General features: G+C 37.8%; 27 protein-coding genes and 2 tRNA genes. 17 read left to right on the forward strand and 12 right to left on the reverse strand.

Features of this window, described 5'->3' with window-relative positions; translation table 11 throughout:
• Nucleotides 1–55: 55 nt before the first annotated feature.
• Nucleotides 56–814 (reverse strand): sulfite exporter TauE/SafE family protein, encoded by a 759-nt coding sequence (locus tag SJY23_RS03335; RefSeq protein WP_396597440.1) that lies wholly within the window; start codon nt 812–814, stop codon nt 56–58.
• A 4-nt stretch (nt 815–818) separates the two neighbouring features.
• A complete protein-coding gene (locus tag SJY23_RS03340; protein WP_396597441.1) occupies nt 819–2,870 on the reverse strand; it encodes a TonB-dependent receptor family protein in 2,052 nt (683 codons plus the stop codon).
• Between the two features lie 85 nt (nt 2,871–2,955).
• Here SJY23_RS03340 and SJY23_RS03345 point away from each other — a divergent pair, with 85 nt between their 5' ends.
• Nucleotides 2,956–5,337 carry an alpha/beta hydrolase family protein gene (locus tag SJY23_RS03345; RefSeq protein ID WP_396597442.1) on the forward strand — a complete coding sequence of 794 codons (2,382 nt, stop codon included), beginning with the start codon at nt 2,956–2,958 and terminating at the stop codon, nt 5,335–5,337.
• Nucleotides 5,338–5,473: 136 nt separating this feature from the next.
• On the opposite strand, the gene SJY23_RS03350 is transcribed toward SJY23_RS03345, so the two are convergent.
• Together SJY23_RS03350 and SJY23_RS03355 are read right to left on the reverse strand one after the other, a co-directional pair.
• Nucleotides 5,474–7,264 (reverse strand): ribonucleoside-diphosphate reductase subunit alpha, encoded by a 1,791-nt coding sequence (locus SJY23_RS03350; protein ID WP_035335555.1) that lies wholly within the window; start codon nt 7,262–7,264, stop codon nt 5,474–5,476.
• Nucleotides 7,265–8,542: a ribonucleotide-diphosphate reductase subunit beta gene (locus SJY23_RS03355; protein WP_396597443.1), complete on the reverse strand. Its 1,278-nt coding sequence runs from the start codon at nt 8,540–8,542 to the stop codon at nt 7,265–7,267. It abuts the gene before it with no gap.
• Nucleotides 8,543–9,034: 492 nt separating this feature from the next.
• Between SJY23_RS03355 and SJY23_RS03360 the strand changes: the two genes are divergently transcribed.
• The 14 genes from SJY23_RS03360 (at nt 9,035) to SJY23_RS03425 (ending at nt 20,412) form a co-directional block, all read left to right on the forward strand.
• On the forward strand, nt 9,035–9,364 hold the full coding sequence (locus tag SJY23_RS03360; protein WP_035335551.1) for an iron-sulfur cluster assembly accessory protein: 330 nt from the start codon (nt 9,035–9,037) through the stop codon (nt 9,362–9,364).
• 151 nt (nt 9,365–9,515) lie between these two features.
• On the forward strand, nt 9,516–10,961 hold the full coding sequence (gene sufB / locus SJY23_RS03365) for a Fe-S cluster assembly protein SufB (RefSeq protein WP_396597444.1): 1,446 nt from the start codon (nt 9,516–9,518) through the stop codon (nt 10,959–10,961).
• A gap of 44 nt (nt 10,962–11,005) precedes the next feature.
• On the forward strand, nt 11,006–11,893 hold the full coding sequence (locus SJY23_RS03370; protein ID WP_396597445.1) for an N-acyl homoserine lactonase family protein: 888 nt from the start codon (nt 11,006–11,008) through the stop codon (nt 11,891–11,893).
• 3 nt (nt 11,894–11,896) lie between these two features.
• Entirely contained in the window at nt 11,897–12,316 is a 420-nt protein-coding gene (locus SJY23_RS03375; protein WP_051583827.1) for a hypothetical protein, read from the forward strand.
• 23 nt (nt 12,317–12,339) lie between these two features.
• Entirely contained in the window at nt 12,340–13,092 is a 753-nt protein-coding gene (sufC, locus tag SJY23_RS03380) for a Fe-S cluster assembly ATPase SufC (protein ID WP_035335546.1), read from the forward strand.
• A gap of 81 nt (nt 13,093–13,173) precedes the next feature.
• Entirely contained in the window at nt 13,174–14,487 is a 1,314-nt protein-coding gene (sufD, locus tag SJY23_RS03385; RefSeq protein ID WP_396597446.1) for a Fe-S cluster assembly protein SufD, read from the forward strand.
• A 124-nt stretch (nt 14,488–14,611) separates the two neighbouring features.
• Nucleotides 14,612–15,826, forward strand: a complete 1,215-nt coding sequence (locus tag SJY23_RS03390; RefSeq protein ID WP_396597447.1) for an aminotransferase class V-fold PLP-dependent enzyme — start codon at nt 14,612–14,614, stop codon at nt 15,824–15,826.
• Between the two features lie 35 nt (nt 15,827–15,861).
• Entirely contained in the window at nt 15,862–16,410 is a 549-nt protein-coding gene (locus SJY23_RS03395) for a GNAT family N-acetyltransferase (protein ID WP_396597448.1), read from the forward strand.
• Nucleotides 16,411–16,453: 43 nt separating this feature from the next.
• On the forward strand, nt 16,454–16,882 hold the full coding sequence (locus SJY23_RS03400; RefSeq protein ID WP_396597449.1) for an META domain-containing protein: 429 nt from the start codon (nt 16,454–16,456) through the stop codon (nt 16,880–16,882).
• A 2-nt stretch (nt 16,883–16,884) separates the two neighbouring features.
• Nucleotides 16,885–17,310, forward strand: a complete 426-nt coding sequence (locus SJY23_RS03405) for a SufE family protein (RefSeq protein WP_396597450.1) — start codon at nt 16,885–16,887, stop codon at nt 17,308–17,310.
• Between the two features lie 87 nt (nt 17,311–17,397).
• Entirely contained in the window at nt 17,398–17,715 is a 318-nt protein-coding gene (locus tag SJY23_RS03410; protein ID WP_013750977.1) for a DUF59 domain-containing protein, read from the forward strand.
• A 64-nt stretch (nt 17,716–17,779) separates the two neighbouring features.
• Nucleotides 17,780–18,289, forward strand: a complete 510-nt coding sequence (locus SJY23_RS03415; RefSeq protein WP_035335537.1) for a DUF2480 family protein — start codon at nt 17,780–17,782, stop codon at nt 18,287–18,289.
• 65 nt (nt 18,290–18,354) lie between these two features.
• Nucleotides 18,355–19,311, forward strand: a complete 957-nt coding sequence (locus SJY23_RS03420; protein ID WP_396597451.1) for a DUF3078 domain-containing protein — start codon at nt 18,355–18,357, stop codon at nt 19,309–19,311.
• A 153-nt stretch (nt 19,312–19,464) separates the two neighbouring features.
• A complete protein-coding gene (locus SJY23_RS03425; RefSeq protein ID WP_396597452.1) occupies nt 19,465–20,412 on the forward strand; it encodes a DUF3078 domain-containing protein in 948 nt (315 codons plus the stop codon).
• A gap of 160 nt (nt 20,413–20,572) precedes the next feature.
• Here SJY23_RS03425 and SJY23_RS03430 read toward each other — a convergent pair.
• A tRNA-Pro gene (locus SJY23_RS03430) sits at nt 20,573–20,647 on the reverse strand.
• 74 nt (nt 20,648–20,721) lie between these two features.
• Nucleotides 20,722–21,168: a hypothetical protein gene (locus SJY23_RS03435; RefSeq protein ID WP_396597453.1), complete on the reverse strand. Its 447-nt coding sequence runs from the start codon at nt 21,166–21,168 to the stop codon at nt 20,722–20,724.
• Nucleotides 21,169–21,304: 136 nt separating this feature from the next.
• Here SJY23_RS03435 and SJY23_RS03440 point away from each other — a divergent pair.
• Together SJY23_RS03440 and SJY23_RS03445 are read left to right on the forward strand one after the other, a co-directional pair.
• Nucleotides 21,305–21,379: transfer RNA gene (locus SJY23_RS03440), tRNA-Pro, on the forward strand.
• A gap of 94 nt (nt 21,380–21,473) precedes the next feature.
• Complete coding sequence (locus SJY23_RS03445; RefSeq protein ID WP_035335533.1) at nt 21,474–22,370, forward strand: metallophosphoesterase family protein; 897 nt, start codon at nt 21,474–21,476, stop codon at nt 22,368–22,370.
• Between the two features lie 46 nt (nt 22,371–22,416).
• On the opposite strand, the gene SJY23_RS03450 is transcribed toward SJY23_RS03445, so the two are convergent.
• The 6 genes from SJY23_RS03450 to SJY23_RS03475 all read right to left on the reverse strand — a co-directional run bounded on the left by SJY23_RS03450 (nt 22,417) and on the right by SJY23_RS03475 (nt 26,454).
• On the reverse strand, nt 22,417–22,746 hold the full coding sequence (locus SJY23_RS03450; RefSeq protein ID WP_396597454.1) for a ferredoxin: 330 nt from the start codon (nt 22,744–22,746) through the stop codon (nt 22,417–22,419).
• Between the two features lie 53 nt (nt 22,747–22,799).
• Entirely contained in the window at nt 22,800–23,852 is a 1,053-nt protein-coding gene (locus SJY23_RS03455) for an NAD(P)/FAD-dependent oxidoreductase (protein WP_035335530.1), read from the reverse strand.
• 75 nt (nt 23,853–23,927) lie between these two features.
• Nucleotides 23,928–24,170 (reverse strand): NifU family protein, encoded by a 243-nt coding sequence (locus tag SJY23_RS03460; RefSeq protein WP_035335528.1) that lies wholly within the window; start codon nt 24,168–24,170, stop codon nt 23,928–23,930.
• A gap of 2 nt (nt 24,171–24,172) precedes the next feature.
• Complete coding sequence (locus SJY23_RS03465) at nt 24,173–25,309, reverse strand: P-loop NTPase (RefSeq protein WP_396597455.1); 1,137 nt, start codon at nt 25,307–25,309, stop codon at nt 24,173–24,175.
• A 168-nt stretch (nt 25,310–25,477) separates the two neighbouring features.
• A complete protein-coding gene (locus SJY23_RS03470) occupies nt 25,478–25,828 on the reverse strand; it encodes an MGMT family protein (RefSeq protein WP_396597456.1) in 351 nt (116 codons plus the stop codon).
• Nucleotides 25,825–26,454 carry a LysE family translocator gene (locus SJY23_RS03475; RefSeq protein ID WP_035335525.1) on the reverse strand — a complete coding sequence of 210 codons (630 nt, stop codon included), beginning with the start codon at nt 26,452–26,454 and terminating at the stop codon, nt 25,825–25,827. Before SJY23_RS03475 ends, SJY23_RS03470 begins: the two co-directional genes overlap by 4 nt.
• Nucleotides 26,455–26,459 lie beyond the last annotated feature (5 nt).

Here is a 26,459-nt window from a genome sequence, read left to right on the forward strand (position 1 = left end):
AAAAATACTTACAAAATAATTAAGTGGATAAGCACGCTTTCGCGAAAGCGGACTTTTAAAACAAAAACATCTTTGCAATAGCACCTATGAGCACAATAATAAGAACGTAGTATGCCACTTGATCTGCCCATTTATTCTTGCTAGCGAAACGAGCAGTAAGAAATCCTCCTGTAGTTTGCCCTATTGCCATAATGCCTCCCAGTTTCCAATCAATGAGCCCTTGGTAGTGGAAAATTGCAATTACAAAAAGTGTATAAAGACCTATTACGAAACTTTTGAGCGCATTGCTTTCTATGATATTAAAGCGCATCCCTAACACCATGATGATAAGGAAAAACACGCCCATACCCATCTGGATAAACCCTCCATAAAACCCTAGTGCAAAAAGCAACGGAATATATACATACCATTTAGGTTTAAACGTAAGATCTGTTTCTCTTAGCCAGCGCTTAGGCTTCACTAATACGGCTAGCAGCATGAACACTATCATAAACTTGAATACTGCTCTAAACTGCTCATTACTTACATTTATGGCAAGAATAGCACCTGCAATAGCACCTATAAAAATAGGAATGATATATTTTTTGTTCTTTGCAATATCAAGCCTTCCATTCTTATAAAAAACCCACGAAGTAGCCGAACATTGTGTAAAAATCCCAATTCGGTTAGTTCCATTTGCAATGTTACCAGGTAGACCCAGCACCTCCGTAAGAATCGTTAAGGTAATGGCGCTTCCATTTCCCGCAAGGGTATTGATCCCTCCAGCAATAAGGCCTCCTATTATAGCTATAATATATGTTTGTACTTCTGTCACAATATTAAAATTCGAGTGTGATTCCTCCAAAAATAGTGAGTCCCGGCGCAGGTTCATAAAACCTTCCTCCAAAGGCATTAATGCGCACGTTATCTGTATATTTTTGATCTAACACGTTGTTGATCCCAATGTAAGGCTTTAAACTCACCTCTCTAAATAATGACTCGTAGCTCGCTCTCACATTAACGAGCTCATATCCATCTATAGTAGTCTCGTTACTATCTTGAGCAAACTGCTCTCCTATAAAATTTGTATTTATGCTAGCACTAATACCACTGTGACCTGCATATTGTAATCCTACACTAGACATGTGTCTTGCTATCCCTGGCAAGTAGTTACCGTCAAAATCTCCGTTTGGAGTTTCAAAATCATCATACGTAAAGTTTGAGTAGGAGTAAGAGCCCGTAGCGTTTAACCAACCACTCCCTAAGGGTAATGCTCTATATGAAGCCTCAACCTCAACACCATGACGCTCGGTTTTTCCTGCATTTCTAAAAAACTCACGATCTGGAAATTGAGCCAGCTCAAAAGGCACTAAATCATCTTTTGTGTTTATCAAAAACGCAGCGAGTTGATATTGCAACTTGCTTGCAATAGTCCCTTTTAAACCCACCTCAAAGCTAGTTGCTTTTTGCGCTTTTAGATTTTCATTAAATCCAATAGACCCATCAGGATTTGACGATAATTCTGATAATGACGGTGTCTCAAAACTTGTTGCGACATTGATGTATGGAGATAACGCTTTCGCGAAAGCGTAACTAACACCAACACTAGGATTAAAAGAATTTAATGTAAGACTTCCAGAATCATCCCCGTTATCCAGAAAATCATCATCTGCCGAAAGTTTGTTGTAATCAAACCTCGCTCCGGCTGTAATCAATAATTTACCTAGCGAAAGGTGGTCTGTAACATAAATACCTAGGTTAGTAAATTTCTCGCGCTGTCCTAGCGTTTGACCTCCCTCTTCTCCATCAAGGTTTCTAAATCTGTTCCTGCGATCATTCTGATAAGCAAAGTCGTATCCTGCGCGTATGGTATTCTTATTTTTCTTATAAGTAATACTCGTTCCTTGCCCTAAGTAATTGCGTGATAAATCAACAATACCACCAAACTCAAATGGCAACAATCCATTAAACTGTCGGTTGCTATAAAAAGCATATGCATTTACAGTAGTATGCTCACTCTTATTCCACGCTAGGCTCGCTCCTACTTTAAACTGCTCTACAGCCTCACCTGTTTTAAACTGCGCATTTCTATCTCTTGCCTGTCTTCTATTAGTATTAACTTCCTCTAGCGTTAATCCACCAGGATCATCTGCCTGTGGTGAATCTGCATAATTAAGAATAGCCGTTAGAAAAGTATTCTCCCCTAGTTTAAATTGCCCTTTAAAATTGGTGTTTATTTGCTCAAAACCACTTTGATCTCTATAACCACTGCTAGTCGCATAAATACCGTGGAAGGTATAGTTTGCATTTGCATCTCCTATGGTGGCCGTTGCTTGATAATTTTGAAATCCAAAAGCACCTATTCCAGCTTTTACTGAGGTGCTATTTCCCACCAGTGTGTCAAAAGATTTTGTGGTTATATCAACCACACCACCAGAGGCATTACCGTAAAGGCTAGCACTTGCTCCTTTTGTAATCTCAATACGGTCTATGATACCTAGATTAAGATTATCAAGTTGCCCTTGTCCATCTGGAGTAGTCTCAGGAATCCCATCTACAATAAGTTTTACACCTCGTATCCCAAAACTAGACCGTGCTCCAAAACCACGAATGGATATTCGTAAATCCTGAGCAAAGTTGTTTGCATTTTGAGTAAACACACCTGGCACTTGCTGCACATACTCTTGTAAGGACAGTTGCTGTCTAGTTGCATCTTCTTTGCTCGCATTAATAACAGAAACGGCTGCAGGTATTTGCTGTGCTGTACTCTCAATTCTCGATGAAGAAATTACAATAGTATCAATAGTCTGATTAGGTATAGATCCCGTCTGACTAAAGGCACCATAAAAGAATGCAATCGAACAGATAAAAGAGGTGATAATATTTTTCAAGGGTAGCAATTTTTGGCGAAAAGTACTGCCTATAAGAAGAAACTCAAAATAAAGCTACATTTACTTATGTAAACATGTTCATGATATGAAACGATTATTACAACTTAAAAAGTGGATTTATAAGCAATTAAAGACAATCACTCCTGGTGCTATTGCCACTAAAGGTGCCGCAAGAGGACTTTTTATAGGGACCTCCATTATCTTTTTGATTTTTGCGATACACGCTATACAAACGATGGGTGACAGTACACTCATATTGTTACAGCTCGCTATTCTTATAGGGATTGTACTATCTGTATACTTAGGATTATGGGTACTCAAAAAGCTTGCTCGCATTCCTAAAATTCTTCAGCTAGCACTACTGATCACTACACCACTCCTTCTGCTATCATTATCAGAAGAACTCGTTTATTGGTTGTGGGCTGTGGTTACACTTGCATTTGGAGGAGCTACTATTGCAGTTCTTACTAGCAAAGGATTTAGACAGAAGACTATTATAAAAAAAATAATAACATTTCTGGGAGGAGTAGTTGCTATTACTGGATGCACACTTGCGATTTTGGGACTCGCGCCTGACGGATTTGACATGAAACCAATAGCAAATGCGGCTGCTCTAAGTTCAGATAATATTGCACCAATTGAAGCTCCTTCTCCATCCCTAAATGGCAATTACAAAGTACAGACATTAACGTACGGTAGCGGTACTGACAAACACAGACCTGAATATGGAGAAGAAGCCACTATGATCACAAATACTATAAACGGAATACCGTTTTTAGATAATTGGGAAGGAATGAGTGGATGGTATAGAGAACGCTTTTGGGGATTTGACGCTAGAGAACTCCCTCTTAATGGTAGAGTCTGGTATCCAGAGGGAGAAGGCCCGTTCCCCCTTGCATTAATTGTACACGGTAATCACTCCATGCACGACTTCTCAGACCAAGGTTATGCGTATCTAGGAGAATTAATGGCATCAAGAGGATTCATTTTTGTATCTGTAGATCAAAATTTCATCAATAGCAGTTGGTCAGATATTCCTGAAGGTCTTGATGAAGAAAATGATGCTCGTGGCTGGATACTTCTAGAACATCTAAAAGCATGGCATGAGTGGAATGAAGATTCAGAAAATAGTTTTTATAAAAAAGTCGACACCACCCAGATAGCATTACTAGGTCACTCTAGAGGTGGCGAAGCCGTGGCACATGCCGCCTTACTAAACAAGCTTACTCATTACCCTGATGATGCAACCATCACCATGGATTATAACTACAATATCAACACTATCATTGCGATTGCTCCTGTAGACGGACAGTACGAGCCTGGAAATACGCGCACTTCACTTAAAGACATCAACTACTTTGTGATGCATGGATCTCAGGATGGTGATGTAAGTTCTTTTGCAGGATCTAAGCAATATGAACGCATCACATTTTCTGATAGTACAGATTACATAAAAAGCGGACTTTATATACAAGGAGCAAATCACGGACAGTTTAATACTAGCTGGGGAGCTAATGATGTGGGGCTTGCTGTGACGCAGTTTTTAAATAACAAGCAATTACTTCCCAAAAAAGATCAAGAAGAAATCGCCAAAGTTTATATAAGTGCCTTTCTTGAGACAACACTCAAAAATCGTAAGGAATACCTCTCATTATTTATAGATGCTCGTAAAGGGAAAGAATGGCTCCCAGAAACCATCTACCTCAACCAATACGAGGATAGCTCTTTGGATGCCATTGCTACTTTTGATGAAGATTTTGATGTTGTGACTACTACAGACACGTTCACAACTATAGCAACGCAACATCTAAGCGTGTGGAGAGAACAAGAAATAGCACTAAAATGGGGAGAGAAAGGCAGTCGGGCGGCATATGTGGGTTGGCACTACGATGATATTGAAGAAGGGACTGACCTTCCAGACAGTATTGTTGCTAGTTATTCATTTGTTTTTAAAAAGCCGCTCAGCACTGTAGACAGCAACAAAGTATTTACATTTTCACTAGCAGAATCCAACGAAAACACTAATCCAAAATCTGGTGGAAAATGGATAAACAATGAAGACAACACTATAAACAAGGAACCAGTACCGACTAACAACATCGCTAACAGCAGTGAGGAAACTAACGAAGATAGTATAGATTATGGTGAAGACACAGAGCTCCCAGAAGAACCTATTGACTTTACAATTAGTATTGAGGACGCTACTGGAAACACAGCTTCTCTATGTTTAAGTGACTTCTCTGCATTGCAAAATGAGATAGGTGTAAGAGTGTGGAAATCTCAATTTATAGGAGAGGAAACACTCTCAGAAAATGTATTTCAGACTTATTATTTTCCATTAGCCGACTTCCAAGATCGCAACAAGGCTCTTGATTTAAAGGAAATTATGAGTATCACATTCGTTTTTGATAATACGAAAGAAGGTGTGATCATTATAGACAATGTAGGTTTTATGAACAGGTTGTGATATAAACTACGCTTTCGCGAAAGCGTATTAAAAACAGTATAAACACAAAAAAAGAAAGACCCGCTATCACAGCAGGTCTTTCTTATTATATGGTTTGCTCAACATACATTAAGCAATATTCTTAATCTTTTACAGATTATGCTTCACAACTTGCGCAGTCTTTCTTCTGCTTGAATTTTTGAGCTGCATTCATACTGTGCTGGTAGTATAAAGATTTTAATCCTAGCTTCCATGCAGTTACGTGGATTTTGTTAATCTCTTTTACTGGCATTTCTGGGTGCACAATAATATTTACAGACTGTCCTTGATCAATGTGATTTTGACGGTTTGCTGCTTGATAGATAATATCCATTTGATCAATTTCTGAATATGTTTTGAAAGTATCCTTCTCATTTTCATTCAAAAATTCTAAGTGCTGTACAGATCCATCCATATCACGGATACTTCTCCACACCTCTGTAGTATTCATTCCTTTTTCTTCAAGAAGTTCTTCTAAGAATGGATTCTTAATCGTAGTCTTAATCTTTGCTATATCTTTTACATAGATATTAGACCAGATAGGCTCAATACCTTGAGATACTTGACCTAGTATAAAAGCAGATGATGTTGTAGGTGCAACTGCGTTAAGTGTAGCATTACGTCTACCATATCCTTTAAGTACTTCTGGCTCTCCAAATGTCTTTGCAAGCTCTTCTGATGCTTTATAAGACTTATCTTTAATTGCCTTAAAGATTTCGCTGTTTAAGTTATATGCTTCTTGACTATTAAAAGGCAACATTCTAGACTGCAGTAATGAGTGCCATCCTAATACTCCTAACCCTAATGAACGGTTAGACTTTGCAAAGTTATAAGCACGTTCCATAAATAAGAATGTCTGGCGATCTTCTCTAGAGTCTGAATCTCTATAAGTTTCTAATTTCTCAAGGAACTCAGTAATTACAGCATCTAAGAAGTATACCATTGTCTCAACAGCATCTGTATCCTTCCACTTATCATAGTGAAGTACGTTTACAGATGAAAGTACACATACAAATGACCAGTCATCATTAGAAGGTAACATAATCTCTGTACAAAGGTTACTTGCATAGATTTTGTGATTGTTATCCTTATATACATCTGCAGCACCATTATTTGCGTTGTCTGTAAAGAATATATACGGGTATCCCATTTCTCCTCTAGACTGCAATACTTTTGCCCATAATGAGCGTTTTGCACTGTCACCCTCGATCATTTCTTCCATCCACTTACTTGTCACAGTAACACCGTGTGTAAGCTCTTGGATGCTATTACCTTCTGTTCCTATTTTTAAGAACTCTTCAATATCCGCATGCTCAATAGGCAAGTAAGGAGAAAAACGACCACGTCTTACAGACCCTTGACTTACTACGTCCACCATTGATTCAAAAAGTTGCATGATGTGTACAGAACCAGACGCTTGCCCATTGTTCTTCACCTCTGCACCTCTTGGTCTTATTTTTCCAAAATAACCAGAAGTTCCTCCTCCTAGTTTTGACATCATTCCTACCTCAGATTGAGTATATAGAATGTTACCCATATCATCAGAGATATGTGAACCAAAACAGCTTATAGGAAGTCCTCTTTCTTTTCCAAAGTTTGACCATACTGGAGAAGCAAGTGAGTAAAACCCTTCAGACATATACCCATAGAATTTATCACTAAACCCAGGCATTCCTAGAATTTGTTCGGCTCTATCTGCAACTTCTCTTATTCTTTGCTCTGGAGATACTCCAGGGCTTAGATATCCTGCACCTAAAAACTTACGACTATTTTCTGTAAGCCACTTGAATCCGGCTCCTTCACTTTCTGTTTTATTAGACAACGCTTCTTTACGAGCAGTTAACAGTTCATTTTCTTTTCCTGCTGTTGATGCAGAAACTTGGTCTTTCATTAGTTCTTGATCGTTCATTTAAAATAGGTCGTCTTCGGTTATACTTTGTGCTCTTTTTGTGTAGTTAACAGATCTCTTTACAAAGAAGTCGCCATGTTTGGTCCCTATGATTTCATCATCAAACCACTCTGCGTCTTTTAATAAATTCTCGTCAACTTCAAATACAGGGTCAATACCAATACTCGTAAGAGATTTATTGAATCTGTCTTTTATGAATTCGTTTACAAGCGCTTTAGGTAAGAAGTCTAATTCTCCAGCTTCAAAAATCCAGTCTACAATATTGCTTTCTGCTTTGAATGCTTCCTTACACATTTCTTGTACGGTTGCGCTATGCTCTGCATCAAACCACTCTGGGTTTTCTGCTTTAATAATTTTTATAATATCAATACCAAAATCTCCGTGTATTTGCTCCTCCTTAGAAGTTGCCTCTACTACGTTTGAGATTCCTTTAAGCATATTTTTATGCTTATTAAAAGCCATGATAATTAAGAACTGAGAAAACAGTGATACGTGCTCAATAAATAGAGAAAATAGTAATATAGACTCTGAGTACTCTTTATTGTCTTCACTCTTTGCATTCTTGAGCGCAGTCTCTAGGTACTGCACACGCTTCATCATTACAGGCTTTTTCTTAAGTAACTTAAACTCTTTATTAAGACCTAATATTTCAAGAAGGTGCGAGTATGCGTCTGCATGTCTCACCTCACTCTCTGCAAACGTCGCTCCCACTGCTCCTACTTCTGGTTTAGGCATTTTGTGGTAGATATCTCCCCAAAAACCTTTTACCGCAACTTCTATTTGAGAGATTGCTAGCATTGTATTTTTAATCGCGCTACGCTCCACATCTGTAATACGCGTTTTAAAATCTTGTATATCACTCGTAAAGTTATACTCTGTATGTATCCAGTAAGAGTGTCTTATCGCTGGCACATAATCGTATAATTGTGGATACTCGTACGGCTTAAGATTAATTCTCTTTTCAAAGATGTTTGTTTTACGCTTTTGAGCTTGCTCGTCACGGTACAATATGTATGTTTTTGCAACATCTACAAACTCCTCACTTAACATTAACTTGCGCTCTACGAGATCTTGTATTTGCTCAATAGTAGGAATGTACGTTGCATCAAGCTCCTTTCTCTTCTTAAGGTCGCTATAAACCATATCAGAAATACGTTGTGCATCTTCAGGACCTCCATGCTCAATGGCAGTCATTGCTTTAAGAATAGCACTTGTAATCTTCTCTTGGTGAAAAGGTTTCGTTTGAAAATCGCGCTTGACGATGTGAGTAATTTCCATAGCTAAATTGAGTATTATGATTAGAATTATGCGGATAATAAAGGTCTACTTTTTATGGGCTCAAACAACCGTTTATCTTTCAACGTTTTCAACAGGATATTCACAATTGCCATTTTACTAGCCTTCGCAAAGGTTTCATTTTCACGCATATCTCTGTCATCAAGTCTATTTCCATATGGTAACACGATTTACACAAATCTATCAACATTGCGGTGTGGAAAACTTACTCAAAAAACTTCGGGATTAAATTAGGTTTCAAGAGTCATTTCAAGTAAAAATGACATCTCATTTTAGAGAAGACCGCACACACAAAGCTTTAGCAAAAGGACTATAGAATTTCTAGTTATTTTACATCTCATATCCTTAAAAACAACTTTAAAACACTTTTAAATAACCTATAAGAAAACCCTATCGCACTATGCATTAGTTATATGTTAGGATTTGTGTAAAAACGAGACCTAAGCCTTATATTTGCAAACTATTTATAACGATATGATTAAAGTAGATTCACAAGCAAAAACTAAAATCGCAAGCCTCATGCAGGAAGACGGTTTTGATGTAACTACAGACTATGTGCGTGTAGGCGTAAAGAGTGGTGGTTGTAGTGGTTTATCATACGACCTTCATTTTGACAAAACACATCACGAAGATGACAAAGTTTTTGAAGACAATGACGTAAAGCTCATCGTAGACAAGAAGAGCTTCCTTTACTTAATAGGTACTACACTAGAATATAGTGGCGGACTTAATGGAAAAGGATTTGTTTTTAATAATCCAAATGCACAGCGCACCTGTGGATGCGGAGAAAGCTTTTCTCTATAATAACTTTGTTGGTTACGCTTTCGCGAAAGCGCAACCACTTAAAACTCATTATAGTTTTCTTGACAACACCCTAAAACAAGAAAGCGAGCATACTTTGAAAAGGCACCCTTAGGGCAGGAATACTTTTCTATCACACATTGAAATAAGAAACATGGCATATACTGAAGATGATTTAAGGGAAGAACTAAAAACCAAAGAATACGAATATGGTTTTTTTACAGATATTGAGTCTGAAACGTTTCCAGTAGGATTAAATGAGGACATCATACGAGCGATTTCTAAGAAAAAGGAAGAGCCAGAGTGGATGACTGAGTGGAGACTTGATGCATACAAGGTTTGGTTATCTATGGAAGAACCAGACTGGGCAAACGTAAATTACGAAAAGCCAGATTTTCAATCAATAGCTTACTACTCTGCTCCCGTAGCTGTAGACCCTAACAAAACACTAGACGATGTAGATCCAGATCTACTCGCTATGTATAAAAAATTAGGAATCTCTGTAGATGAGCAAAAGAAAATGAACAATATCGCGATGGATATCGTGGTAGACTCTGTCTCTGTAGCCACTACATTTAAAGAGACACTTGCAGAGAAAGGAATCATTTTCATGAGTATCTCTGAGGCCATAAAAGAACACCCAGAACTAGTACGTAAGCACTTAGGAACAATAGTTCCAGTAAAAGACAATTACTACGCAGCATTAAACAGTGCTGTATTTTCTGATGGTTCTTTCTGTTATATTCCTAAAGGTGTAAAATGCCCTATGGAACTTTCTACCTATTTCCGAATTAATCAAGGAGGAACTGGACAGTTTGAAAGAACACTACTTGTCGCAGATGAAGGCAGCTATGTAAGTTACCTTGAAGGCTGTACCGCTCCTAGTCGTGATGAGAATCAACTGCACGCTGCCGTTGTAGAACTTATCGCAATGGACGATGCAGAGATTAAATATAGTACCGTTCAAAACTGGTACCCTGGTAATGAAGAAGGAAAAGGTGGAGTTTATAACTTTGTAACAAAGCGTGGTCTTTGTGAGAAGAATGCAAAAATCTCATGGACACAAGTAGAAACAGGATCTGCAGTTACATGGAAATATCCTTCTTGTATTCTTAAAGGAGACAGTTCTATAGGTGAGTTTTACTCTATCGCAGTGACAAACAATCACCAGCAGGCAGACACAGGGACTAAGATGATACACCTTGGAAAAAACACCAAGAGTACAATCATATCAAAAGGTATCTCTGCAGGAAAATCTCAAAACTCATATAGAGGTCTAGTAAAGATTAACTCAGGAGCGACAAATGCACGTAACTTCTCGCAGTGTGATTCTTTATTAATGGGTAACGAGTGTGGAGCACACACCTTCCCATATATTGAGACTAAAAACAAAACTGCTCAAGTAGAGCATGAAGCAACCACTAGTAAGATAGGTGAAGACCAGATTTTTTACTGTAACCAGCGTGGTATTGATACAGAAAAGGCAATTGCTTTAATTGTAAACGGATTTTCAAAAGAAGTACTTAATAAACTCCCTATGGAGTTTGCTGTAGAAGCCCAAAAATTACTTGAGATTAGTCTTGAGGGGTCTGTAGGATAGTATCCACTATTACAATTGAGTTCTAAACCAAGATTATCAAAACAATGAAAAATATATTATTAATTGCTGCCCTTGCCATAACTACTGTTTCTTGCGAAGAATTCAAGAAAGGGTATGAAGATGGAAAGCAAAAAGCAGAAGACCAAAAAGAGGCAGCAGCTGCAGCAGTCTCACCTGAGGTTACATTATACAAACTAGATGGTGGTACCGTAATGGCAAATAACTTAAACCTATTTGCTCAGGGCGACACCTACAAAGGAGAATCTAAGAAGCTTGCAGATGCATTTTTTGTAATCAAGCATCCTAAAGGAACTCTTTTATGGGACACAGGCTTACCAGAAATGCTGGTAGGACAAGAACCATATACTCCAGAAGGAGGGGCTTTTACAATCACGCGTAAGGACTCTATCAAAAATCAACTTAAAAGTATCGATATGACTACTGAGGATATCGATATGATTGCGTTTTCTCATATACATTTTGATCACACAGGAGCGGCAAATCATTTTGCAAACGCAACATGGTTGGTTCAAGAATCAGAATATGATTTTGCAAAAGGAGAAGACATCAAAGGAAATTCATTTTATGCGCCAGATAGCTTTAACAAGCTTACAAACGTAGAGAAACTGAATGGAGATAGAGACGTTTTTGGAGACGGTACTGTAGTCATCAAATCTATGCCAGGGCACACACCGGGTCACCAAGTGTTATTTTTACGTTTAAAAGATAACGGACCAACCTTGTTGTCTGGAGATATTTATCATTTTGAGCAAAACCGCAAAGATGCGATTGTACCTCAGTTTAATTATGATATTCCAGCAACAGATAAAAGTATAAAGGATTTTGAAGCTTTCGCGAAAGCGGAAAATGCCAAGGTAATTATCCAGCATGATGCAGGAAACTTTGCACAAACACCTGCAATACTTAATTAAAATATGAAGAAGATTATCTTTTTATTGATAACAAGTCTTGCACTTGTATCCTGTAATCAGAAATCTAGCCAGGACTCGTCTTCTTCCTCATATGAAACTATCGAAGGTGAGTTTATATATCTAGAAGATGCCGCTATTATTAAGGGAGATTCCTTTATACACGGCGTAGTTATAGATGAAAAAATGCAAGAACTAGCAACTATTGTAAAACCATTACAACGTGATGAATATGACATGGTGCCAGTTGTTATAAAAGGAATCATTAATCCTAAGCCTACTAGTGAGGAAGGTTGGGATTATATAGTGACCATAAAAGAAATAGTAGAAGTCAAAGCACCAACTGCTGACACTTCGATTAAATTAGAAGCAGGAGACAAACTCAAGACAGAGGGCGCTTCCATTAAAGTAGAAAGCGGTAAATAATCGCACAATAAGAACGTAGAATTATGTTATCAGTTAAAGATTTACACGCACGAATTGAAGAGAAGGATATCCTTAAAGGTATTAATCTTGAGATAAAAGCTGGCGAAGTGCACGCTATCATGGGACCTAACGGTTCTGGAAAAAGTACACTCGCTTCTGTTATTGCAGGAAAAGAAGAGTATGAAGTAAGCGATGGAGACATCGAACTTGAAGGAGAATCTATACTAGAAATGGATCCAGAAGAGAGAGCACACGAAGGTGTTTTCTTATCTTTTCAATATCCTGTAGAGATCCCTGGAGTTTCTGTGACTAACTTTATCAAGACTGCCATAAATGAAACTCGCAAAGCTAAAGGCTTAGAAAATATGCCAGCTAGCGATATGCTTAAAAAGATAAAAGAGAAGGCAGAACTTCTTGAGATGGATCGTAAGTTTCTTTCTAGATCATTAAACGTAGGGTTTTCTGGAGGAGAGAAGAAGCGTAATGAGATTTTCCAAATGGCAATGCTAGAGCCTAAACTCGCTATTCTAGACGAAACGGATTCTGGTCTTGACATAGATGCACTACGTATTGTTGCAAATGGCGTAAATAAATTAAAGAGCAAAGACAACGCAGTACTAGTGATCACTCACTACCAGCGTCTTCTAGACTATATCGTTCCAGATTTTGTACACGTTCTTATGAATGGTAAAATTGTACGTTCTGGAGGAAAAGAGCTTGCTCTTGAACTTGAAGAAAAAGGATACGACTGGTTAAAAGAAGAAGTGGGAGCGTAATACGTTTAGACAACTCATAAGAGATATGCCCAATAAAAATATCCCTTATACTTAACTGTCTAGATTCATAACTTAGAAAAGATGAGTTTAAAAGATAAATTAGTAAGTAACCATATCGTACTTCAAGAAAGTATTGATGCAGATTCTCCTATGTACGACATTCGTAACGAGGCCATCAAGACTTTTGAAGCAGAAGGGTTTCCTACAAAGAAATTAGAAAACTGGAAATACACATCTCTTAACAGCATTCTTAAGGAAGATTACAACATCTTCCCTAGTAAGGAAGCTGCACTAGACTTTAAAGATGTAAAACAGTATTTTCTTAATGATGTAGACACTTATAAAATCGTTTTTGTAGATGGAGTATATAGCTCATTTCTTTCAGAAACTACGCATGATGGCATTGATGTATGCACCATGGGTGCTGCACTATCAAAGCCAAAGTACAAACAAGTTATAGACGTTTACTTTAATAAGATTGTAAAGGGTGAATCTATGGATTCTCTTAACACTGCATTTGCAAAAGATGGTGCTTACATTTACATCCCAAAAGGAAAAGTAGCACAAAAGCCTATCCAGATTGTACACTTTGCTACAGGAGCAAATGATGCGATGATGCTACAACCACGTAACCTGATTGTTGCCGAAGAAAATTCTGAAGTACAAATTATAGAGCGCCACCAGAGTCTTACAGACAAGAAAGTGCTTACTAATGTTGTAACAGAAATCTTTGCAGACAAAAGAGCGCTTGTAGATTACTATAAGATTCAGAACGATAACCTAAGTGCTTCCCTTGTAGATACTACAGAGATAGAGCAGCACAAAGAAAGTATTGTTTCTGTACATACTTTTTCTCTAGGTGGAAACATCACTCGTAACAACCTTAACTTTTATCAAAAAGGAGAGTACATGGACTCTATCCTTAAAGGTATTACGATTATAGAAGGAAAACAGCACGTAGACCACAACACACTAGTACACCACATTACCCCTAACTGCGAGAGCCACCAAGATTACAAAGGTATTTTTGCAGATAAATCTGTAGGTGTATTTAATGGGAAAGTAGTTGTTGAGAAAGAAGCTCAAAAAACAAATGCTTACCAATCTAATAACAACATTTTATTAGATGACACTGCAACTATCAACTCAAAACCTCAATTAGAGATTTTTGCAGATGATGTACGTTGTTCTCACGGATGTACTATAGGACAACTAGACGAGAGTGCTCTGTTCTATTTACAATCACGTGGTATAGCAGAGAAAGAAGGGCGTGCTTTATTGATGTATGCTTTTGCAAACACAGTGCTGTCAAGTGTAAAAATCCCTCAGTTAAAGGATAGAATCACAAAACTTATTGCTAAGAAAATCGGTGTAAACATCGGCTTCGAGCAATAGGGAATTATAACTATATATGTAAAGCCGTTACTCTCCAGTAACGGCTTTTTCAATTTAAACTCAACACATACTGGAGTAGCCTAAAAGTAGTCCAGTTTGTATCTTTGTAACAAAGAAAAATGCTATGCTAGACGTTAAGAAAATACGCAATGACTTCCCTATTCTCAAAAGAGAAGTAAATGGAAATCCGCTTATTTATTTTGATAATGCCGCCACTTCACAAACACCACAATTGGTAATAGATGCTATTGTAGACTACTACTCAAACTATAATGCAAATATCCATCGCGGCGTACACTCACTTTCTCAAGAAGCAACAGATGCCTATGAGGAGGCGCGTATTAAAATTCAAAAGCATTTTAACGCAGCAAAGCCTTACGAGATCATTCTCACTGCAGGAACTACACATGCTATTAATCTTGTAGCACATGGTTTTGCCTCAATACTAAAAGAAGGTGAAGAGGTTTTAGTTTCGGCACTCGAGCATCACAGTAATATTGTACCGTGGCAAATGCTTTGTGAGAAAACTGGAGCCATCCTTAAAGTGATACCTCAGACAGAAAGTGGTGAACTGGATATGGACGCTTTCGCGAAAGCGTTATCTCCTAACTTAAAACTAGTCTTTGTAAACCACGTATCTAACGCATTAGGAACTATAAACCCTATAGAGCACATCATTGAGGAAGCTCATAAAGTAGGTGCTGCAGTTCTTATAGATGGCGCACAAGCTACTCCTCACATCAAACCAGATGTACAAGCACTAGACGCCGACTTCTACGTATGTTCTGCACATAAAATTTGCGGCCCTACTGGAGTGGGAATTCTATACGGAAAAGAAGAATGGCTTACTAAACTACCTCCTTATCAAGGTGGTGGCGAGATGATAGATCAGGTAAGTTTTGAAAAAACCACCTATGCTGGTTTACCTCACAAATTTGAAGCCGGAACGCCTAACATTTGTGGAGGGATTGCCACAGCCGCAGGACTCGATTACATGAACACTATAGGCTTTGATAACATAGCGAGCTATGAAGATGAGCTTTTACATTATGGAACGGAGAAATTACTAGAAATAGAAGGTCTAAAGATTTATGGTACTTCTGCACACAAAACTGCCGTTATTTCTTTTAATGTAGGAAATATACACCCTTATGATATAGGGACGATACTTGACAAACTAGGCATTGCAGTACGTACTGGTCATCACTGTGCACAGCCTATTATGGAATATTATAAAATACCAGGAACAGTACGCGCTTCTTTTTCTTTTTATAATACCAAGGAAGAAATAGACACCTTTGTAACTGGATTAAAACGAGCAGTTACCATGCTCTCATAATATCTTATAGTACATCATTTTTAGACATTGCCATATTGATACAGGTAAATTCACATATTACACTAACGTCTATTGAGCTTGTAGATCAAGAACGATTATATAATTTGATGAAGAGGGTGTATCCATCTGCATATGCGCATTTTTGGAAAGACGAAGGCTTATGGTATCTCGATCAGATTTATGGCAAAAAAAACTTAGCTCAAGAGCTTAGTGATGATAATAGCCTGTACTACTTTGTGCACTATAACGATAAGATAGTAGGTATATTAAAGCTCATTAATGACTGCGAGTATGCACCGCTAGCATCTCACAAAGCTTTTAAAGTACATCGTATATACCTAGACGCATCTGTTCAAGGTAAAGGTGTTGGCTATGCTCTGATGGGTTATGCAGAACAAATTGCAATAGCACAAAAACACACCCTGATCTGGCTAGACGCTATGGATAAACATACGCAAGCACAGCAATTTTATAAGAAATTAGGATTTCAAAAAACAGAACAGCAAAAACTAGACTTTACATTATTACATGATGAATACCGCCCTATGTGGTATATGCATAAAATGCTAGACTCGACAGAATGACAGTTAATCTTCTGGGCACTATCTTTGCAAATACTATTTTACTATGAAACACACATATTACATCATCGCTTTAATGCTAAGCCTCTTTTTAAGCAGCTGCGCGACTGAAAAAAAGGAAAGCGAACCGGACGTAAAAGCACCTAGATTTTCTGGATACTACACACTTACGAGTGTAGCAGAAAATCCAATCACAAAACAAGGAATCACCTTTAACATAGAAAATCAAAAACGCAGAATAACTGGTTTTTCTGGATGTAATTCTTATAATGCAGCGTTTACACTCACAAAGGATAAATTAGATATTACAGATCCGTTATCTACTAAAAAAGCATGTCCTGCGGAGGCTATGGACTTAGAGAAAAAAATATTCCAAAATCTCCTAAAGGTAAATAGATACACTCTCAAAAACGGAACACTTACTTTATATAACAAAGACCAAGTACTTTTTAAAGCAACATCAACAGCAATATAATTATGGCAAGTATACAAGAAATACAAGACGAAATCGTTGATGAGTTCAGCATGTTTGAAGACTGGATGCAACGTTATGAGTATATGATAGACCTAGGAAAATCACTTCCTATGATTGATGAGCAGTTTAAAACTGATGATTACATCATAAAAGGCTGCCAGAGCAAAGTATGGGTACACGCAGATATGAAAGACGGTGAGATTGCCTTTACTGCAGATAGTGATGCGATTATCACAAAAGGAATCATAGCGATACTTATACGTGCTTTTTCTGGGCAACCACCACAAGCAATTATAGATGCAGATACTTCGTTTATAGACGAGATAGGACTTAAAGACCACCTCTCTCCTACCCGTGCAAACGGGCTTGTGAGCATGATCAAGCAGATAAAGCTATATGCTGTAGCTTATCAAACACAACTGAATTAAATTACAAATTACGCTTGCGCGAAAATGTGATGTAATTCACCATTATTAACTAAATAAAAGAGACTGCATTGCAGTACCACAATACATATGGAAGTAAACACAGAAGAGTTAGGAGATAAGATTGTACGAGTACTAAAGACCATTTACGATCCAGAAATTCCAGTAGATATTTATGAGCTAGGATTGATTTACGATGTTTTTGTAAACGAAGACATGGATACCAAAATCCTTATGACACTTACTACACCTAACTGCCCAGTAGCCGAAACATTACCACTTGAGGTAGAAGAGAAAGTAAAATCTCTCAAAGAAGTAAAAGATTGTGAAGTGGAAATCACTTTTGACCCACCATGGACACAAGACCTCATGAGTGAAGAAGCAAAACTAGAATTAGGAATGTTATAAAAGTATTATGATGCGTTTTAAGCTTATGGATTAAAACGCATCATCACTTTTTAATTACATGATTATGGCAGAAGAAATCATAAATAGAGTCGCCGGGAGTAAACTCATCACTTTTGATTTGGAAGATTTATATCCCAAAGGAAAGAGAGAAACACTAGACATTTCTGAATGGCTAGACCAAGGTTTTATTTTACGTGAAACTCAGTTTCGCGAAAGCATAAAAAACCACGACTGGCAGCAATATAAAGGCTCGTTTGTAGCGTTACATTGCAGTACAGACGCTATTGTTCCAGCATGGGCGTATATGCTTGTTTCTACTCAGCTACAAGATATTGCACAAAAGACCATCGTGGGCTCTTTAGAGCTTCTAGAAACTGTTCTTTACACAACGGCTATTGCAAATCTTGACACAACACCTTATCAAGGCGTACCTTTAATCGTAAAAGGATGCTCAAATAAACCAGTACCTCCTAACGCATATTTACTGCTTATAGAAAAACTTCAACCTGTGGTACGTAGCCTCATGTTTGGAGAAGCATGCTCTACCGTTCCTCTATTTAAGAAGCGCGCTTAAAAATTGTCTTGACATCCACAGACTCCCTGTGTATATTTACTTTCTTAATTTTTAAGCAAGTCCCTATGAGAACATATCTTTTTATAATACTACTAGCTACAAGTAGTATTCTAGTCGCCCAAACGAAGACTAAGAAAAAAGATTCTCTTCCTGATGGATGGAAAAGTAAAGGACTTGCCGAATTACTTTTTAGCCAAAGCGCCTTTAATAAAGAATGGCAAGGTGGAGGTACCTCTAACATCGCAGGTAACTTTAATATAAGCTGGGATCTCAATTATAAACGCAATAAACTTGCATGGGACACCAGACTTACCTCTATACTTGGTCTTGCTGCTACAAAAGATCAAAAATTTGTACGTAAAACAACAGACAGACTCGAGTTAAACAGCCTTGTGGGTAGTAGAATCAATAAATCAAACTGGTACTATTCTGGCGTGTTTAACTTTAGAACACAAATGGCACCTGGTTATGAATTTTTTGACCGCAATGTGCTTGATGAAGAGGGAGAAATTATCAACACCGTACAAGACAGAAGAGAGATAACAGATGCCTTTTCTCCAGCCTACATTCAAGCAGGGCCTGGTATTCTTTGGAAAAAAAGCAATGACTTTACAGTAAACCTAGCACCCGCTACGTCTAGACTTATTTTTGTGCATTCTAAGTTTACGAGAGTTGATGAGAGCGACCCTGAAGCCGTAGCAGCTTACGAACCATTTTTTGGTGTTGAAGCAAATGAAAATACTCGTTTTGAATTAGGTTCATCACTAAGCGTCTATTATAAAGAAGAGCTGTTTGAAAATGTCGTATTTGAAAACACCCTCAACCTTTATGCAGATTACCTGGAAAAAGTAAAGAATGTCGATTTAGATTACACACTCAATGTTGCCATGCAAGTAAATAAATATGTTACTACAAATCTTGCATTACAACTCATTTATGATGAAAATGCAGTAAGCGGTTTACAGGTACGAGAGGTACTTGGAGTAGGTCTTAAATACGCTTTTCTCGAGTGGAAATCTTAGATAGCAAGCTACTTTCACAAACTATACTTACAAGCTAACGTTTAATGTCACATTTAATCGATAAAGAGGCAATACCATTAAATTAGCGAGATTACACGTAGCAGTTTTTATTTAATTATATCTTTGCGCTACAAATCTTAACTAATTATTATTATGAAAAGACTTATTGTTTTAGGAGCAGCTATACTCCTCACAATCAGCGCGCAAGCACAAACAGAAGAAGAATTAAAAGCGCAACAAGCTCCTAAGAAAGCAGAAATTGCAAAGCTTCAAGGAGAAGTAAATAGTTTACAAGCACAAATCGATGCTCTTCCAGGATGGAAATACGGAGCATTTGGAACAATAGGAGGAAATTTCTCTAAATTTAGCGATTGGTATTCTCAAGGTACACCTAACGTATCTTCAGGTAACATAGGTATTACTGGTAACGTATTTGCAAATAAACTAGAAGAAAAATACTTCTGGAGAAACAGCCTAAACGTAAACTTAGGATGGGTAAAATTTGACAATGAAGATGACGCTACAGATGACGATAGCTTTAGAGAAGCTACAGATGTTTTTAATGTTTCATCTTTATACGGTTACAAGTTAACTGACAAGATTGCCGTATCTGCATTAGGTGAATACAGAACTACGATATTAAATAATTTTAACGATCCAGGATACTTAGATTTAGGTGTTGGTGCTACATGGACTCCTATCACAAATCTTGTAGTTGTAGTACACCCACTTAACTACAACTTTGTATTCTCTGATAACGACGCAGTATTTGAATCTTCTTTAGGAGCAAAAATCGTTGCAGATTATACACGTCAGATTGGTAAAATTGCATTTAAATCTAACTTATCTGCATTTGCAAGCTACAAGAGCAGTGACTTATCAAACTTCACATGGATTAACTCTTTCAGCTACAAATTGTTTAATCAAATCGGTGTTGGTTTTGAGTTTGGTTTAAGAGGAAACAGACAAGAGGCAGTAAACTTTGCTAATAACAATTTACTTGCTGAAGATCCAACGGCTATTCCTTTTGAAGTAGGTGATAGCGCTGTAGATAACAAAATACAATCATACTACCTATTAGGACTTACGTATGCATTCTAAGTAATTGCAATACTACTAGCTTTAAGGCTAGTAATACATAATAAAAATGCGAGCCCTCACAGGCTCGCATTTTTGCTTTAAACAATTTCATAATATAAAACATTATGAATATCCAAACCCTTTTAAAATGAAAAAACCAGCCTAAAAAGGCTGGTTTTTGTCGGGGTAGCAAGATTCGAACTTGCGACCTCCTCGTCCCAAACGAGGCGCGATAACCGGGCTACGCTATACCCCGAGTATTTAACGGGGTGCAAATATAATAAAATCTATTATATAATTACAAGCTTTATTGATCAATAATTATAAATCTTACTCTATTCTTATATAACTCTCGCCTTCTGCTCTATTTCCCTCTTCATCTAGCTGTATTTGCTGGTAACTGTTTGCTCCCATTACTAATTCAAATCTGAAAATTTGAGTCGTGTCTACAATATTCATCATAGGGCCTGAGGCATACTCCAACCGTTCTTCTAGAAAACCATCTGCTACGGTATATGTACCATAGCCAAACCACTCATTACTATCTGATGGATCATTACGTGTCCACATCACCTTCCCTTTAGTATACATCTTCACCTGCCTATACCCATTCTCATTGGGAAGCATTTCTGAGAGCATCCCATTTTCATACATCTGCTGGTTTTCTAATTCCCATACCCCTTCAAGGCTCATTGTAGGTTCATCCGTATTCCATCCATCACTCGTAATAAGTGTAGCACCCATCACATAAAAGCAAATCATCATTAGTATTTTCATAATATTTGGGTTTAGTTAATAATATATTTTCCAATACTTTAAGTTACAAAAAAATTAATAAGCCATGTGTTGAGGGTTTTTTCAACCACGCTATTTTCTTAATGATTAAGCTTTATTATATTTATGCGCATAAAAACGGGTAGTAGCTTAGTCCGGTTAAAGTGCTGGTCTGGGGGACCAGAGATCGGAGGTTCGAATCCTCTCTACCCGACATAAAATAGAGAGGATGTATTTATTTTACGCTTTCGCGAAAGCGTACTCCTCTCAACCCTATTAATCTCAGTCTTTTTTAAGATATTTAACCTGTGAATACAAGACAGCGTTTAGACAGAGCTTATAAAGCAGCAAAGGAAATACCATTTTCTGATGCCGATAAACTAGTTTTCTTTTCCGACTGTCATCGAGGCGATAAAAGCTTTGCCGATGATTTTGCGAGAAATGAAAATATCTATTACCACGCTCTAAAACATTATTACAAGGAAGGGTTCACCTACTGCGAGCTAGGGGATGGTGATGAATTATGGGAAAATAGCACCTTTGAAAGCATCTTACGCGCTCATAAAAATGTGTATACATTACTGCAGAAGTTTCACTTTGAAAAACGACTTCACCTCATCTGGGGAAATCATGATATGGTATATCGCGATAAGAACTACGTTCAAAAGCATTTGAGCACCTATTTTGACCCAAAGGATGGCAGAGAAGAGGTTTTATTTAAAGATCTAGAGTATCATGAGGCATTGATACTAAAACATCAAGAAAGCGCTCAAGAACTCTTTTTGTGCCATGGTCATCAAGCCGACTGGCTCAATTATCACGGCTGGCGGTTTAATAGATTTCTCGTTAGAGTTTTATGGAAACCTCTTCAAATATTTGGTATTTCTGACCCTACAAGTCCTGCAAAAAATTACAAAGAGCTCATAAAAGTAGAGCGCCGTATTAAAAAGTGGATTACAGAAAATAACAATCTACTTACCATTACGGGTCACACACATAGACCTCGATTTCCAGAACCCGGGGATATTGCTTTTTTTAATGATGGTAGTTGTGTTCACCCACGTAGTATTACAGGTTTAGAAATAGAGAAAGGGGCTATCTCCCTTATAAAATGGCATATTACCACTACAGAAGAAGGTCACCTGCATGTAAACCGTGTATTACTAGAAGGCCCTCAAAAAATTAGGGATTATAAAACTAGCTAGCCTTATAATCCCTTGATATAATTTTTAATAATATACTTTACTCCTTCTATTCTTCTGGAGCTAAGGTTACTCTTAATCCATCCATATCTTGATGTATATGTAGCTGGCAGCCCAAACGGCTATTATCTTCTACATGAAAGGCCTCGGCAAGCATCGCCTCCTCATCATCACCCATTTCAGGTAAGTCATGATCACTCTCTACATAACATTGACATGATGCACACATCGCCATACCACCACAAATACCTATGGTACCTTCTGGAGCGAGCTCATAAGAGCGCACAAGCTCCATTAAGTTCATATTCATATCTGTAGGAGCATCAATCTCGTGAGCAACGCCATCACGATCTGTAATTGTAATTTTAATATCTGTCATGGATAGCGATTTATAGGTTAATCCTCTATAATAACTTTACGATTAACCTATTACTAGTCTATTGCTTTTACTACAGCCTTAGGGGCTTCTTTCTTTGTTCCGTCAAACCCAGTGACTCCACCTACGGTCGTATATTTCATCACATAGCGTTTATCTGGAAAGATACGCTGGTAAGCACTCTGGCACATTAACGTCGCTTCGTGAAAACCACAAAGGATTAACTTCAATTTACCCGGATAAGTATTTACGTCTCCTATTGCATATATACCAGGGATATTTGTTTGGTAGTCCAAACTATTATCCACTTTAATAGCATTTTTCTCAATCTCAAGCCCCCAGTCTCCTATAGGACCTAATTTAGGAGCTAATCCAAAGAGCGGTATAAAGTGATCACAAGCCTCATTAAATGTTTCCTCACCTTGTTTTATGGTTACCCCACTTACATGTGTATCTCCTAGTACATCAACCACCTCTGCTGGGGTGATTAACTTAATGCGTCCTTGATTTTTTAGCTCTTGAACTTTCTCTACACTATCAAGAGCTCCACGGAATTCATTACGACGGTGTACTAGCGTCACTTCACTAGCAACATCTGCTAGAAAAATACTCCAGTCTAAAGCACTATCTCCACCACCAGCAATAATTACCTTCTTGTCACGGTACAACTCAGGATCTCTTATGATATATTCTACCCCAATATCTTCATAGTTGGCAATATTAGGAATAGGCGGCTTGCGAGGCTCAAAACTCCCTAAACCTCCCGCAATTGCAACAACTGGCGCGTGGTGTTTTGTTCCTTTATTTGTGGTTACTATAAAGCTACCGTCCTCTTGTTTATCTATAGTTTGAGCACGCTCACCTAGTGTAAATCCTGGCTGGAAAGGCTCAATTTGTTTCATTAAATTATCTACAAGATCTCCCGCAAGAACTTCTGGAAATGCAGGGATATCATAGATAGGTTTCTTAGGATAAATCTCAGAACACTGCCCTCCTGGTTGCGGTAGTGCGTCAATAAGATGACATTTCAACTTTAATAATCCTGCTTCAAATACGGCAAAAAGTCCTGTTGGACCAGCACCTATAATGAGTATATCTGTTTTAATCATTGATTCTTATTAATACGCTTTCGCGAAAGCAAAAATAAATACATCCTCTATCTAAAAAGATGACTATTATCAGTCTTAAGCCTTAACATTAATGACTTCTTCTATCTGCGGAGCATGCTTTTTTATAGTCATCTCCACGCCACTTTTAAGTGTCATTTGATTTACAGAGCATCCTACACAAGCCCCTTGCAATTGGACACGTACAACGGTATCGTTATCTATGCCCAAAAGGGTAATATCTCCACCGTCACTCTGTAAAAACGGACGAATTTCTTGAAGTGCCTCTTCTACTTTTTGGGTTAACTCTGCTCCGGTCATAATTAATTCTTTACAGCAGAACAACCTGCCATGGTAGTAATCTTTATAGCCTCTGTTGCTGGTAGGCTTTTGTTGCGTCGTACAGTTTCTTCAACAACATTTTTAGTAAGCTCATCAAAGGCTAGCATTGTAGGCGTGTTTGCTTGTAATGCAGCTGGACGACCTACATCTCCTGCTTCACGTATACTCTGTACTAATGGTATTTCTCCCAGTAAACGTACACCTAAATCATCGGCAAGATTCTTTGCTCCTTCCTTTCCGAAGATGTAATATTTATTATCTGGTAACTCATCTGGCGTAAAGTAAGCCATGTTCTCAACGATACCAAGTACTGGGACATTGATACTTTCTTGCTGGAACATCGCTACACCTTTCTTTGCATCTGCAAGTGCCACATTTTGAGGTGTACTCACAACAACCGCTCCTGTAATAGGTAGTGATTGCATAATGCTCAAGTGTATATCTCCAGTTCCCGGAGGAAGGTCTAACAGTAAGAAATCTAGTTTACCCCAAGCAGCATCAAAAATCATTTGATTAAGAGCTTTTGCCGCCATAGGCCCTCTCCATATAACCGCTTGATCTGGCTTAGTAAAAAATCCGATAGACAGTACTTTTACTCCGTAACTCTCTACAGGCTTCATTTTTGACTTACCATCTACGGTAACAGAAAGTGGTCTCTCATTTGCTACATCAAACATAATAGGTACAGAAGGACCATAGATATCTGCATCTAGAATACCTACTTTGAATCCCATTTTTGCAAGTGTTACCGCGATATTTGAAGTTACTGTAGATTTACCTACTCCTCCTTTTCCAGAAGCAATAGCTACAATATTTTTAATACCTGGAATTTCCTTTCCTTTTATCTCGTTGCTTTCATCTTTGGCTGGTGCATTGACTTTTACATTAACCTTCACTTGTGCTTTTGCAAACACTTTATCGTGTATGGTTTTCATAATACCAACCTCTGCCTTTTTACGTGCTTGTAACGTTGGGTTATTAATAGTAATATCTACTATCACCTCATCACCAAACGTGAGTACGTTTGTAACAGCACCACTATCTACCATGTTTTCTCCAGCACCTGGAGCTGTTATGGTTTTCAAAGCCTCAAGAATATCGTTTTTTTGTAGTTTCATTGTTGTGTTTAAGCAATTCTGAATAATCTCTAATTAGACTGATTCTAAATGCAAAGATACAACCGCGAGCATGTATATTCCAACCTTTGAAATTTCAAATTATTTGACATTTCAAGTTTGTTTAATCACAAAATATTTTATTGATTTTTAGGGGCTCTCTGCCTCGCGCTAGAAGTCTTGTGACAACTCCACACTAGGGTCCCAGAAGTGCTTTTTAAATGCCACAATTTTATCATCTACCACCTCTATACCCTCGTTTTCTAGTAGCTGTTGCATAAGATTAGTTTGTGCAAAATGATGCTTACCCGTAAGTATACCCACCCGATTTACAACTCTGTGAGCAGGGACTTCACTATGTGTGTGTGCACCATTCATTGCCCACCCCACCATACGGCTACTTCTCGCAGCTCCTAGGTACTTTGCAATAGCCCCATAACTTGTTACACGACCATAAGGTATCTGGGCTGCGACCGCATAGACCTTTGTAAAGAAATTTTCGGTTTTTGGTGTATAATTCATTCGAAGTAGATAGTTCTTACTAGTGTAATAATCATTAGTATCACCATAAGACCAGCCATAAAGTAATTAGAATACTTTGTAAAAGTGGTTGCTCTGCTCTGAATTCTTGCAAAAAATATCACATAAAAATAGAGTGCTGTAAAGGTTCCTAATGCTGCCGCTAGCACAAAAAACGTAATAGCTACAATATCGTACTCTACTTTACCACTCACATTTAAGGCAGCGCCTAGGGCACAAAAATATGGTATGGGCAGGATATTAAGGACAGAAATCATCATCCCTTTACCTAGACTCTTGAGTCCTCTATTTTTAGATAGCTTTACCTTAGGAACCTTCCCACGCTTTGCCTTCATAAAGAAGAACACCGCCATTATTAAGAAAATTACAAGCCCTGTTCTCAATAACATATTTTGAACAAATGGATTGCCAAAAATATATTTAGCCAGCAATACAGCAATAAGTGCTTGTATAATAACAATAAATGATGCCCCTATAGCAACTAGCAATCCATTATTGCGACCACGTTCTACACAGGTTTTTGCAACCGACATATTTATTAGACCAGGAGGGATAACTCCTGCTAAAGCAGCAAAAAATGTAATTAAGAAGAGTTTTGTTATCTCCAAGGCTA

It is taken from the genome of Dokdonia sp. R86516 (genome assembly GCF_044596715.1).
GTDB lineage: Bacteria > Bacteroidota > Bacteroidia > Flavobacteriales > Flavobacteriaceae > Dokdonia.

Bases quoted from the DNA above. Each gene is read 5' to 3' on its own strand.
- SJY23_RS03345 (WP_396597442.1), top strand. From the start codon at position 2,956: ATGAAACGATTATTACAACTTAAAAAGTGGATTTATAAGCAATTAAAG.
- SJY23_RS03350 (WP_035335555.1), bottom strand. From the start codon at position 7,264: ATGAACGATCAAGAACTAATGAAAGACCAAGTTTCTGCATCAACAGCA.
- SJY23_RS03355 (WP_396597443.1), bottom strand. From the start codon at position 8,542: ATGGAAATTACTCACATCGTCAAGCGCGATTTTCAAACGAAACCTTTT.
- SJY23_RS03360 (WP_035335551.1), top strand. From the start codon at position 9,035: ATGATTAAAGTAGATTCACAAGCAAAAACTAAAATCGCAAGCCTCATG.
- sufB (WP_396597444.1), top strand. From the start codon at position 9,516: ATGGCATATACTGAAGATGATTTAAGGGAAGAACTAAAAACCAAAGAA.
- SJY23_RS03370 (WP_396597445.1), top strand. From the start codon at position 11,006: ATGAAAAATATATTATTAATTGCTGCCCTTGCCATAACTACTGTTTCT.
- SJY23_RS03375 (WP_051583827.1), top strand. From the start codon at position 11,897: ATGAAGAAGATTATCTTTTTATTGATAACAAGTCTTGCACTTGTATCC.
- sufC (WP_035335546.1), top strand. From the start codon at position 12,340: ATGTTATCAGTTAAAGATTTACACGCACGAATTGAAGAGAAGGATATC.
- sufD (WP_396597446.1), top strand. From the start codon at position 13,174: ATGAGTTTAAAAGATAAATTAGTAAGTAACCATATCGTACTTCAAGAA.
- SJY23_RS03390 (WP_396597447.1), top strand. From the start codon at position 14,612: ATGCTAGACGTTAAGAAAATACGCAATGACTTCCCTATTCTCAAAAGA.
- SJY23_RS03400 (WP_396597449.1), top strand. From the start codon at position 16,454: ATGAAACACACATATTACATCATCGCTTTAATGCTAAGCCTCTTTTTA.
- SJY23_RS03405 (WP_396597450.1), top strand. From the start codon at position 16,885: ATGGCAAGTATACAAGAAATACAAGACGAAATCGTTGATGAGTTCAGC.
- SJY23_RS03410 (WP_013750977.1), top strand. From the start codon at position 17,398: ATGGAAGTAAACACAGAAGAGTTAGGAGATAAGATTGTACGAGTACTA.
- SJY23_RS03415 (WP_035335537.1), top strand. From the start codon at position 17,780: ATGGCAGAAGAAATCATAAATAGAGTCGCCGGGAGTAAACTCATCACT.
- SJY23_RS03420 (WP_396597451.1), top strand. From the start codon at position 18,355: ATGAGAACATATCTTTTTATAATACTACTAGCTACAAGTAGTATTCTA.
- SJY23_RS03425 (WP_396597452.1), top strand. From the start codon at position 19,465: ATGAAAAGACTTATTGTTTTAGGAGCAGCTATACTCCTCACAATCAGC.
- SJY23_RS03435 (WP_396597453.1), bottom strand. From the start codon at position 21,168: ATGAAAATACTAATGATGATTTGCTTTTATGTGATGGGTGCTACACTT.
- SJY23_RS03450 (WP_396597454.1), bottom strand. From the start codon at position 22,746: ATGACAGATATTAAAATTACAATTACAGATCGTGATGGCGTTGCTCAC.
- SJY23_RS03455 (WP_035335530.1), bottom strand. From the start codon at position 23,852: ATGATTAAAACAGATATACTCATTATAGGTGCTGGTCCAACAGGACTT.
- SJY23_RS03460 (WP_035335528.1), bottom strand. From the start codon at position 24,170: ATGACCGGAGCAGAGTTAACCCAAAAAGTAGAAGAGGCACTTCAAGAA.
- SJY23_RS03465 (WP_396597455.1), bottom strand. From the start codon at position 25,309: ATGAAACTACAAAAAAACGATATTCTTGAGGCTTTGAAAACCATAACA.
- SJY23_RS03470 (WP_396597456.1), bottom strand. From the start codon at position 25,828: ATGAATTATACACCAAAAACCGAAAATTTCTTTACAAAGGTCTATGCG.